The organism is Alkalibacillus aidingensis, from assembly GCF_014595945.1.
Taxonomy (GTDB): domain Bacteria; phylum Bacillota; class Bacilli; order Bacillales; family Alkalibacillaceae; genus Alkalibacillus; species Alkalibacillus aidingensis.
The window spans coordinates 171,156-183,664 of the sequence record NZ_JABXWU010000001.1 but is presented as its reverse complement, the minus strand read 5'-3'; the positions used below and the strand labels follow the sequence as shown (position 1 = coordinate 183,664).

Here is a 12,509-nt window from a genome sequence, read left to right as displayed (position 1 = left end):
TTTTAGCCGATTCCTAAGTATTTGCGTTTAAGCTCCTCATTTTCATCCAGTTCATTCATATAACCTTCATGAACGGACAAACCGTCATCTAAAATATAAAAACGATCTCCAAGACGTTTAGCCATATAGAAGTTTTGCTCAACTAATACAACTGTGGTGTGTTCTTTAATTTTCTCTATCGCTTCTATAACCTTCTCTACGATTACAGGTGCTAAACCTTTACTAGGTTCATCAATGAGTAAGAGATCTGTTTCATTCACAAAAGCCCTTGCAATCGATAACATTTGCTTTTGACCACCACTTAATTGTCCACCCGGTTTCTTCCAAAACTTCTTTAAGTCAGGAAATAATTCAAGTGAGGATTCCAATCTTTTTTGCGTAGCATCATCTTCTTTCATCATGGCCACTCGCATGTTCTCACCTACAGTTAAATCGTAAAAAATCCCTTGATCTTCCGGAACATAACCGATCCCCTTTTTAGCAATTTTATAAGGGGGAATAGCAGAGATGTCTTCACCGTTAAACATGACACGGCCTTTAGTAGGAGGATTCAATCCAATGATTGTTCGTAATGTCGTCGTCTTACCTGCACCGTTTCGGCCTAAAAGCAGGGTCAATTCCCCTTTTTTGACTGTGAAATTAACATTTTGAAGGATGTGAAATTGATCAATATGAGTATTCACTTTCTCTAAGTTAAGTAGTGGCTGTTGTGACATTTGGGTCCCCTCCAATATAAGCTGTTTGTACTGTTTCATTATTCATAATCTCTTCAGGCGTCCCTTCAGCTAACAATTCCCCATTAAATAAAACCATCATTCGGTCGGAAAGGTTCAGCACCATATCCATTTTGTGTTCAATTAACACTACCGTTCGGTCTCCTTGGTCTTTAATATTTTCAATGACATTTAAAATCGCAGGTACTTCCTCAAGTGACATACCAGCTGTTGGTTCATCTAAGAGTAATACTTCTGTATTGAGAGCTAACAACATAGCTATCTCTAGCTTACGCTTCTCCCCGTGAGATAGAGTTGCAGCTGGAATTTCAGCTTTTTCCTCTAGTAAAACCATTTTCAATAGACTCATAGCTTCTTCTTCAAACTGCTTATAATTTTTAAAATGACGAAATAAATCAAACCGAACCCTTTCCCGAGATTGAACAGCTAATCTAACATTTTCTAATACGGTTATGTTAGGAAAGACATTCGTGATCTGAAAGGAACGTCCAATTCCATTTCTGGTTCGCTCAATTACCGACTGCTTCGTAATATCCTCTTCTTTATAAATAACCCGGCCACTCGTTGGTGATAGCTGACCACTAAGAAGATTAAAAAAGGTTGTTTTACCCGCTCCATTTGGACCAATAACAGAAGTGAAAGTATTCCTCTTAATCTCAACTGACACATTATTCACGGCTAAATGTCCCCCAAAGGCAATTGATAATTCTTCAGTCTTAATGATCGTTCCCATTTGACATCGTCCCTTCAAAAAATAATGAGGTATGTATAATAATGGGGCTAAGGACATAACTAAAAGTACCATCCGAAACAAATGACTACACACTTAGGAAAATATATAAACTATTTACGATTAAAACACCACACTCTGTTGCTACAGGTGTTCACATGTTTGCATATTTCCATACCTTCATAATGAGAAGTAGTTGTTCGGAGTTACTTAAAGACAAGCCTTTTGCCCCAGCCAATCTATTCTCTATCTAACTAATCCTGATTTAATATTGGTGGTTCTGTTTCCTCAGGTGATAACTCACGTATTAATGTCGGAACTGGATAATCAAATCCTTCACGCTCTTCTAATGTAATAGCATATAATGCTTGTAAAGCTTGATGATCCTCAGGTCGGAACGTCATCGTACCTTTTGGCGATTCAAAGCTCATACCTTCCATAACATCAATTAATTCATTAGCATCTGTACTACCATCAGATTGCTCTAAAGCTTCCATAATAGAAAGTGCAGCACTCATTCCACCAGGAGTAAATAAATCAGGAATGGTATCATACTGCTCATCGACTTGTTCAATTAGCCAATCATTGACTTCATTATCCGGAAGATCATGGTAATAAACCGTAAACCCTTCCATTCCGACCAAATCTCCCATTGTAGATAAAGCCGCAATATCTGGCGCACCTGTCGAAATCTGGATGCCACGATCATCTAAGTTCATATCTGCAATTTGATTCCATGGACTGTTTGCACCCGCCCAAATAACAAACATGTAATCTGGGTCATGTTCGATAACACGTTGAATATTTGGGGTAAAGTCAGTCGCCTCTGGGTCAACAAACTCCTCTAAAACGATCTCAGCACCTAATTCTTCTGCTGCGGCACTAAAAGCTTCTACACCATCCCAACCAAATGCATAGTCAGGTGCGAACGTAGCTATTGTCACTCCTTCATCCGCAATTGCTGCTGCTCCTGCTACAGCATCCTGTGATGAATTACGTCCAGTTCTAAAAATGTAATCATTATATTCACTTCCTGTAATACTATCCGCAACTGCTGGTTCTACGACCATAATGGTTTCATACTCTTCAGCTAAGCCAATAACCGATAACGTATCACCCGAATCGGAAGAACCTACTAAGAAATCAACTTCTTCATCATCGAGTAATTGAAGCGCCTTTTGTCTTGCTACATCCGATTGAGTTTCTGTGTCTTCATAGATGACTTCAATTTCACGACCATCAAATTCCATCGTTCCGTCAGTTGCATACTCCAACCCTAAGTCAAATCCTTGTTGGGTCTGTACGCCATAAGCTTCTAATGGACCTGATAATGAGGCTAAAACACCGATTTTTATCGGGCCACTCTCATCGCCTGATGATTCCCCAGAGTTACAGGCAGTTAATAAAAAAACAGTGATCATGCCAATGAGTAAAAGTCCGCCAAATCTCTTAACAGACATCTTTCATTCCCCCTATTAATTTTTTAAGCTAGTTTAGCTTGTTGACAGTGTAAGTAAGTATAGTTACACACGAGTTACAACTCACCACCTAATGACCGTTGACGCCCATGTATACCCTGTACCTGCAGACATGGTGATAATAATATCCCCTTTCTTAACATCACCTCTCTGTTCGAGTAAATGAAGGCCATAACAAGGATCTAAAGCTGACATATGACCGTATTCATCTAAGTAAACAGTCTGTTCAGGAGTTAGATTAAGTCGTTTAATTAACAACTCAAACATTGATCTTTTAGTATGAAGTGGTAATAACCAGTCAATATCATCTATGCTTAGGCCACTTTTTTCTAATGCAAGTGACACTGATTTGATAAAATTATCTACGGTAACTTTGTCTAACCTCTCCTTCATAGACTTTGGGTGAGGAACATCTATATAATGCTGTCTTTTTTCAACCGTCTCAATGCTCGCAGGATAAACTGTTCCCCCAGCTGGAACGAACACATCCTCTGAAAACGATCCATCCGTAATAATCCCCGAATCAAGAATTTGATGATTTGAGTTTCTGCCAATAAGTACAGCAGCTCCTCCATCAGCAAAATTAAACATAAAACGAGATCTTGGGTTATCGTAATCGACAATCTGTGATTCCTTACAACCTCCTACAAGCAGAATATGGTTAATAGATTGATCAGAAGTCATCATATCTTTTGCTATCTTTAAGGCTATCGGAAAGCACGAGCTAACATTCATAACTTCAAATGCATAAGCATTCGTTAACCTCAATTGGTGTTGAATACGTGGCGCACACGACCAAACCTGATAATCTTTATGTGGGCTCCCAAAGTAGATTAATACATCAACTTCATGACGATTTACGTTTCGTAACAGCTTTTCGCCAGCCTTAATGGCTAAATCTGAAGTATGTTCATTTGAGTCGGCAATGTACTTTTGCTTTAGCCCAAATTTATCTTTAATAACTTGTTCTGGAATTTTGGTTTTTTTCTCTAAATCTCTGGCGCTTTCGGTATATTCAGGCGTGTAAATGGCTGTTCGTTTAACACCTATCATTTAATAGCCCCTTTCATTTTGAACATCATGCAACCCTAACCGAATCAATCTATCTCCTTTTCTTGATAGATCTGATCAACAAGCTTTGATTTCAATACCTTCCCAGTAGCATTTCTAGGTAATTCACTAACTTCATAGAATCTTTTTGGAATTTTATATTTACCCAAATACTTTTGACACTCGGAAATCAGTTGTGAACGGTCAATTTTTTCTCCCTGAATCAATTTGATATACGCAACTGGAACCTCACCCCATGTCTCATCAGGATGACCGACAACTGCTACTTCTTCAATTTCATCTAACAGATCAATCACCTGTTCCACCTCAAGGGGGTAAACATTCTCTCCACCAGAGATAATCATGTCTTTTTTTCGACCTGCAACCCAATAGAATCCTTCTTCATCTTGACGAACTAAATCACCAGACGCTAGCCAACCTTCGTAAAAGGTATTTTTAGTTTCCTCTGGTAACCCCCAGTATGCATCCATCACATTTGGCCCTTTAATGTGAAGCTCACCAGTTTCACCCTGATTGACCTCCCGTTTATGATCGTCTAATATTTTGACATCATTAAATAATGCTGGCTTACCAATCGATCCAATCTTTCGCTCGTAATCCTCTTTCGTTAACATAAAAATTGTTGGTGAGGTTTCACTCATTCCAAACCCTTGACCAAACGGGATCCCTTTAGATAAAAATCGTTTAATTACATCTTGGGATATTGGTGCTCCTCCGTTATAAAACCAACGAACATGACTGAAATCTGCTTGTTTAAATTTAGAACTATTTAGTAACGCTTCATGAATTGCAGGAACTCCCATCACCACTGTTATTTTCTCTTGTTCAATTACGTGGATGGCTTGATCTGGATTGAATTTACCAGGGACAACCACAGCGCCTCCAGCCAATATTGTTGGAAAAGCGAAAAGACCAATCCCCCCTATATGAAACAGGGGTAATAACACAATGACACGGTCATATGAGGTAAGGTCAATAGCCGTTATATTGTTAATTGCATTCCAAAACATATTTTCATGAGTTAGGACGGCTCCCTTTGGCCTACCAGTTGTTCCCGATGTATAGCAAATGATAAATGGTGTGTGTGGGTCTGTTACTTTTGATGAAATGTGGGTTGAGGTACTTAAAGTTGAAGTGTCTTTTAAGCATTGACCAAGTTCGAAAACGCTTTCAAATCGGTGTATAAGTTGTAGTTCAGTTACTGATTGCTCGAAGTCATGATCGTAAAGTAGATGTTTTGCGCCACTATCGTTGATTTGAAATTCCCATTCCTTAAGAGATAATCGAGTGTTTAGGGGAACGACAATCGCGCCTACCTTGGCTAAAGCAAAATAAGTTATTAAATAACTAACACTATTATGTGCTAAAATTGCTACTCGATCTCCCTTTTGGATGTTCATGTCATCTTGAAAAAACACAGCCATACGATTCATAACTATGGCCACTTGGTGATAATTCCATGTCTGATAATCACCCCTAAAAGCCACTCTTTCAGGAGATATCATGGCTCGTTTATCAATCCAATAATCAATTGAATACACTTAACCACTCCTTTTTATATTTCCAAAAATAAATGACATCGCAGCTTCAAACTTATCTTCTGGGACAGGTTTTTGGTTCCAATATATCCACCTCATTCCTAGAAACTGGCCAATACCCATAAAACAATAAGCCATTGTCTCTGGATCAAGAGATTTAATCTCACCTGAATCAATAGCCTGGTTGATCGCTTTAATAAAACCACTAGCCAGCTTTTCGTAATACCATTCATATAGTGATAGATCGACAAGCACAGCTTGTTGAATGATGCTATATAAGTTTCGGTGGTTTTGAACCCACTCAAAAAAAGCTAAAAACCCCTCGCGTTGGGCTTCCTCAAATGTTTCGGTACCGGAGATTCTTTCTTTTATATACCTCCTTAGTTGGCTGCTCATTTGATAGACAAGTTCATCATATATGGATTTCTTAGAAGGGAAATAGTTATAAAACGTCCCTTGAGCTACCCCTGCCTCTTGCGTAATATCAACGACTGAGGACTCAAAATATCCATTTTCTCCAAATACACGTTCAGCCGTTTGTAGTAATTTAAATCGCGTTATTTCACCTTTTTTAGTTAAACGTTTCTCTTCTGAAATTGACATGTGAATCACCTCTCAATAATTAGATTATACAAAAATTTCTGAAAAGTCAAGATAAAAAAGAACTGGAACAAAAGAGCTTTTGTCCCAGCCATTATTTGATTAGTTCATACATATCTTTTGTTGCCTGAGTCGGGTCTAAATCAAGTTCTTTTTCCAACACTTCTTCACATCGTTTATACCACTTGATTGCTTGTGGACGATTATTCAATCGATAATAACTGTACATCATTAACCGATAAGCTTCTTCCCACGTACGATCTTGTTGTAAAATTTGATCACACCAGTATAAACAACGATCGTACTCTTCTAATCGTGTGGAAATCTGAGCTAGTTTCTCTGCTCCTTTAAGAAATAAAACTTGAATCCTTTCACGTTCACTCATAATCCAATCTGTAGTTCTTCTTGGAGCGATATAATCGCCTTCATAAATCGTCAAGCCTTTTAATAACAATTCCTTCGCTTTTTCTGGGTTATCTTCTTCAAGTCCAGCTTGTACATAAGCTTCAAAATCATCTAAATCTAATTTATAACCTGCCTTTGGATTTAACCGGTAAGTACTACCTTGACGTTCAATAAAGTAAGATTCTTGTCGCACTTTTCGCCCGGGTTCAAGTACTTTTAGCAGACTGTTTAGTGCTACTTTAAACTTTTTGTTTGCACTTTCCTCAACTTCACCAGGCCACAAATTTTCAAAAATCTCCTCTTTAGTTAACACTCTATTACGTTTAGTAACTAGTAACTCTAAAAGCTCTTTGGCTTTTTCTCTTTGCCAGTGTCTTCCACTGATTACTTGGTTACCCGTTTTGACTTGGAAAGAACCTAATGTCTTTATTGTTAATGTATAGCCGGGGTGATTTTCCAATTGAGCAAACCCTAATTCGTGAATCAGCCTGATAATATAACTTCTTTGTAGATCATTTTCTAATGCTGACTGAAGTAAAGGTGCAATACTTTGCAAATCATTCGGACCACATAGCGTGCGATATTTTAAGAAATATTCGTAGTTTCCTGTCTGTAATAATGTTAAAAACCTTTTCATCGATTGACAAAACAATGGATTATTTTGAGTATAGTAGGCTAAATATGCCTGCCAAAAGTTAACTAGCATTAACCCATGATCATCTTCACAACGCTCAAAGTGATCTTTCGCATCTAGTAAAAACTCATATGCACGTTCATGGCGTTGACAGTATGTTGCTGATATACCTAAGCACAATAAAATTAAAGCAGATAACCAAGGATCACTGACCTTTTCAGTTTCTAACAGACCTTTTTGTCCTGCTTCATAAGCCTGCTCATACTGACCTTGATTACCATATAATATGCACAACCCCATATAAGGCTCGGCCATCCCACGAGATACATTTAACTTTTTCATGATTTCTAACGCTTGATGGTAACATGATGAAATCGTCTCATCATCATACCTAGCTAGTAGTTGTGAAGCATGACCAATCCTCATCCAGCCACAAGCTTCGACAAATGGTGAATCATTTTCAACCCCTTGTTGCAACCCTAATTCAGCATAGTATTTAGCTTCTTCTGCTTCCCCCATAAATGCACAAATAATCGACAGTAATATATCCGTTTCTCTATGTGACTTCGGTAGTTTCAAGTTCGCTTCGTCTGTCAGTTGTTCCTTCTTATGCGTTAGGTATTGCTTCGCTTTCACTAGTCTACCTGTTCGCAAATAAATTCTTGCCTCCAAATTCACATCATCTACTGGTAAATTAGCTGATTTAGCTTGATCTAGCCACGACTCGGCTTTTTTAGCTGAACCTGAATTGAGTAAGTTCTCACCTAACATATAGTAAAGTCGAGCTAATTCAGCTTCTTCAACCTCTAATTTCTCTCGATAAGAAATAGCTTGTTCTAAAATCCGTTTAGCCTTTACTGGTCTGATTGTATCTAAATAGATTTTAGCCTTCCCTTCATAGGCTAAACTGATAACATAGTTTTGCTTCAAATTTTCAGCCACTTTGATCGCTTGAATATAGACCTTTTCAGCTTCCTCATATTTTGATCGATAACGCAAAATCTCTCCGGTTAAAAACCAAAGTAAAGGCGAAGATTGCCTAATTTGATAAGGAATCTTGTCCAGTATAGTTTGTAATTGCTCTAACTTTCCCTCTTCTAACATCCTTTTTCCATGATCTTCAATTAATTGAGTGACTCGCTCATGAGCAAATACGTTTTGATGATGAACAATAGCTGCTTCAAAATCACGTGTATCTTCGAAATGTCTGGCAGCTTTTCGGTTAAGTTGTTCGTATTCATCAAATGCATTAGCTTTCAACCTTTTAATTAAAAACTCTTTAAACAAATAATGGTATCGATAATGTTCATCATCCAATTTATGTATAAATAAATTCTGTTTAAGAAGATTCTCAAGAATCTGTTGCGAACCACCCATGCCTAATATAACATCACATGCTTCAACGGACATAACGTCTAAAACGCTTGTTTGCTCAAGAAACTTTTGAATCATAAAAGGTTGTTTCGAAAGGATTTCATAGTCCATATATTCGAAAAGATCAGAATGCATAGCTTGTTGATGATGATCTAGATTCTTTGTTGGATCGCCCTGTTTTATTTGCTGCCCCATCATCACACAAGCTATTGGCCATCCCTCAGTATGATGGTAAAGCGTTTCGATTTGATGTTTCTCTAAGTTAACCCCATACAAATCAACTATTAAATGTTCAAATTCATCAAGAGAAAACGCCAGATCAGACTGATTAATTTCTAATAATGCACCTTTGACCTTCAATTGAGAAAGGATGCCCCATCTAGGTTTATAACGAGCTGATAAGACTATATGCAAGTTATCAGGTATATGTTCAATAAATAACTCAAGCCAGTGAATAACTGTTTTTGATTGCATTAAATGGTGAGCATCATCCACTATGATTGTTGTTGGAGTTTCTAACTCGATACAAGCATTCACTGTTACGGTCATCAATCTCCACACATCTTGATCGTAGATTCGACCCTTAGTCTCGGTTAAAGCTTCAATAACCTCATCTCCAAACCCAGGATGAGCTGTTTGTATAGCATAGATTAATTTAGTTAAAAAAGGGATTAAATCCTCGTCATACTTCGAAACCGAGTACCAGCACATATATTGATTGGAAGTATGAACGAATTGACTCAACCCAATACTTTTACCATAGCCTGCACCAGAATGAATGATGGTTAATGGATATTGGGTTATCGTTTGTAATAATCTTTGTAAATGACTTCGATTAATTATGGCGTCCTTCATGTTTGGTGGTTGATGTTGAGAGTCCAGGATGGGATGAGTATCCATCATCAACAAAGCTCCTCTCCCAATTCAGAATTATCTGTCTTTTATTCTAACACAAGTAGCTATTACCCGAGAATAACTTATCTCATTAAAAACAAAAGATCTTGGACAAAATACGATGAAATGGGATTAAAGAATCATTAATAGACTAGCCTTAACGGAGCGATTGTTTGTAAACAGTTTAGATATCAATCGATTTTACTCGGTTGAAACTTATCCTTCAAAGCTTCTTCAACCACAGATGGAACTAATTCAGATACATCAGAATGGTATCTTGCCGCTTCCTTAACAATACTGGAACTTAGAAATGAATATTTACTGTTGGTCATCATAAATAATGTTTCAATATCTTCGTTGAGTTGACGATTCATAGAAGTAATCTGCATCTCATATTCAAAATCACTAACTGCACGTAATCCACGTAAAATTGCATCTACCTGTTTCTTTTGCGCATAGTCGACTAAAAGCCCATGACTAACATCCACTGATACATTAGGAATATGCTTAGTAGCTTCCTTAATCAGATGTAATCTTTCATCCACATCAAAGAGTGGAGACTTTGATTGGTTATTAAATACAGCGACAATAACATGGTCAAATACTTTTGCTCCTCGTTCAATAATATCTAAATGACCATTTGTGATCGGATCAAAACTTCCTGGACAGATTGCTACTTTATTCATTATTTAGCCTCCTTAATGATAACGATAAACAGTTAAACCAATTAAATCGCTATATGTATCATGCTTGATGATTTCATACCCATCTAAATGAGTAGGTAACACTTCTACTTGAGAGTGTTCACAAATGACTATTGAACCTGTTTTAATAAGATTGTGCTCCTGGATCAACTCAAATAACTTATTAAATGATACTTTATTATAAGGGGGATCTAAAAACACATAGTCAAACTGCTTTCCCCTTTTACCGGCAGCTTTAATAGCCCTAAACGCATCATTACGGTAAATTTCACAACGGTTTTCTATTTTTAAGTTCTTTACATTTTCACGAATAGTCTGGATGGCTTGGTACTGTTGGTCAACAAACACCACATGATCAATTCCTCTACTAATGGCTTCTATACCTAAATTTCCACTACCAGCAAAAAGATCTAATGCCTGCCCTCCTCCGAAATAAGGACCAATCTGGTGAAATAAAGACTCTTTAACTTTATCGGTTGTCGGTCTTGTTTTCATATTTGGTACCGCTTTTATAGGATGCCCCTTTAAATCTCCTGATATGACCCGCATATATTTCACCAACTTTATTTAAAATTCATTAACCTTACTATATCCACAAAAATCAATGTTAAAAAATGCAAAAAAATCTTTTGAAAAAGGTATATTTACAAGAACTCTGGAGAAAATGTCTACTAGGAACGGTTTTGAGGAAATCCGTTCTATTCGGAGAAGTCTTATCATTCCCCATAAGACCTTCTTCCGGTTTCTCCTCTCCCTTTTTGTACTCTTTGCGAAAGCAAAGAGACTGTGGCTCTTTTTCATGTTTGAAAAAGAGCCATTTTTTTATGCAATTTACACTCCGTTTAAATAGATTGATTCGGCATCTTGCTCTAACTCAATCTGTAGTAAATCAGACAATAAGTCAGAATCAATAAATAACTGTCCGTTTATTTCGACCCAATCAAACTCCTCAGCCATATATCGTTCATCATTAATGTGGTAAACATCACGATCTATATACAGCCTTATACTACGTGACTGATGCTCAAAGAACCATTCGCTTCCACCTTTTACAGAAAAATAACGTTCTATACCTAACGATTCTAAACTCTCTGCAAAAGGAAAGTAATGGCGATTATTATAAATAACACTTTCCCATTCTACTTCTTGTCGCTCATCATTAATCATAATGTCTCGATCGTCAACACCATAGAGCCTAACTAAATCATCTGTTTCAGAATTCAACTGAAAAAAGGTTGTTTGAAACCTCATTACCTCACTCAATAATTCATCAACGACTTCCTTTAGAGGATCTGATGGACTATTAACATCTGATAATTGTTGGTGCAGTTGCTCTATCTGATTAGATGATGTTTGACTTATTAACTCATCGACGACAGCTAATTCATGTTCATTTTCTGAACGATTTGTTTGATAGATTAAATCTGAAAGAACTCGTAAAATCCAGTGCTCCTCTTGATGAAAGTCGGTTTCAGTAATTAGATTACTCATTAAGAATGAACTTAAAATACTTCTTTTCTCTGAACTGCTCACAACAGAAAAAGAGTCTCTCTCCATTTTTGCACCATTTGGGTCAATAATTAGAATGTGGTGAAGATCCTGATTGAACTGATCAACACTTTCTTCAATGATCGTGGTGTCAACTGGAATAGAACTAACTACTTGGATTCCGTTAATATGAGCTTGATATTGGAAATCTTCGTCAAGGCGAACAAATACGACCGGCTCTGATGGTTCAAGATGCCATTGGTAAAATTCAGTTGCCTCTTTTTCACTTGTAAACACAGGGTCTTTCACACTAGACCAACTACCCTTGTCTTTTTGTCCAACTATCGAGACCCTTAAGGAGGTAGAAACGGGTTCATCGTCACTCAACCATTCAGCAAATGAGTCTGCTATATGTAAATAGGGATCATCAGGCTGTTCAATAGGGATCTCATACTTCAGTGAAACTTGACTTGGGTCTTCAATCAAAATCGTATTAGCATCCTCTAAACATGTGGTTTCACGGTTTATTTGGCAACTGTTAATAGGAATTTGGGTTGGTACATCGATTGAATACTCTCCAGCCTGCAATTCATTGATTGTATGTTCTACAGATAGGTAATCATGTTCATCTGTGATCGTTATCCTTTCATTTGGATGGCTCGTATTTTCAGGATTGGATTCATGTTGATATGAACTCCAATGATAGAATCCTAATAAGCCACTTAGTGACAGTAGAAAAATAATCATTCCTGCCAAAACCTTCATTAAATGTTCCACCTTATTCGTTCAATGTCTCAGATTCGATAATTCGGTTTTATTTTACCAAATACGACAGGGAGTTACTACGTTTATTTCACAA

The 12,509-nt window shown here is 37.2% G+C and carries 10 protein-coding genes; all 10 read right to left on the bottom strand.

The window, feature by feature from the left end:
* Window positions 1–2: 2 nt before the first annotated feature.
* Window positions 3–716, bottom strand: coding sequence for an ABC transporter ATP-binding protein (locus HWQ49_RS00945; protein WP_188205698.1), 714 nt, complete (start codon window positions 714–716; stop codon window positions 3–5).
* The gene (locus HWQ49_RS00940) at window positions 694–1,467 is read right to left on the bottom strand and encodes an ABC transporter ATP-binding protein (RefSeq protein WP_188205697.1); all 774 of its coding nucleotides are present in this window, start codon (window positions 1,465–1,467) and stop codon (window positions 694–696) included. The genes HWQ49_RS00945 and HWQ49_RS00940 overlap by 23 nt, the downstream gene beginning before the upstream one ends.
* Before the next feature lie 251 nt (window positions 1,468–1,718).
* The gene (locus tag HWQ49_RS00935) at window positions 1,719–2,924 is read right to left on the bottom strand and encodes a substrate-binding domain-containing protein (protein ID WP_188205696.1); all 1,206 of its coding nucleotides are present in this window, start codon (window positions 2,922–2,924) and stop codon (window positions 1,719–1,721) included.
* Window positions 2,925–3,005: 81 nt separating this feature from the next.
* A complete protein-coding gene (locus HWQ49_RS00930) occupies window positions 3,006–3,995 on the bottom strand; it encodes a 3-oxoacyl-ACP synthase (RefSeq protein WP_188205695.1) in 990 nt (329 codons plus the stop codon).
* A 44-nt stretch (window positions 3,996–4,039) separates the two neighbouring features.
* On the bottom strand, window positions 4,040–5,554 hold the full coding sequence (gene menE / locus HWQ49_RS00925; RefSeq protein WP_188205694.1) for an o-succinylbenzoate--CoA ligase: 1,515 nt from the start codon (window positions 5,552–5,554) through the stop codon (window positions 4,040–4,042).
* Complete coding sequence (locus tag HWQ49_RS00920; protein ID WP_188205693.1) at window positions 5,555–6,154, bottom strand: TetR/AcrR family transcriptional regulator; 600 nt, start codon at window positions 6,152–6,154, stop codon at window positions 5,555–5,557.
* 91 nt (window positions 6,155–6,245) lie between these two features.
* Window positions 6,246–9,467: a BTAD domain-containing putative transcriptional regulator gene (locus HWQ49_RS00915; RefSeq protein WP_188205692.1), complete on the bottom strand. Its 3,222-nt coding sequence runs from the start codon at window positions 9,465–9,467 to the stop codon at window positions 6,246–6,248.
* A gap of 182 nt (window positions 9,468–9,649) precedes the next feature.
* Window positions 9,650–10,144, bottom strand: a complete 495-nt coding sequence (gene coaD / locus HWQ49_RS00910; protein ID WP_188205691.1) for a pantetheine-phosphate adenylyltransferase — start codon at window positions 10,142–10,144, stop codon at window positions 9,650–9,652.
* Between the two features lie 12 nt (window positions 10,145–10,156).
* Window positions 10,157–10,711, bottom strand: a complete 555-nt coding sequence (gene rsmD, locus HWQ49_RS00905; RefSeq protein ID WP_188205690.1) for a 16S rRNA (guanine(966)-N(2))-methyltransferase RsmD — start codon at window positions 10,709–10,711, stop codon at window positions 10,157–10,159.
* Window positions 10,712–10,993: 282 nt separating this feature from the next.
* A complete protein-coding gene (locus tag HWQ49_RS00900; protein ID WP_188205689.1) occupies window positions 10,994–12,415 on the bottom strand; it encodes a hypothetical protein in 1,422 nt (473 codons plus the stop codon).
* Window positions 12,416–12,509: the final 94 nt, after the last annotated feature.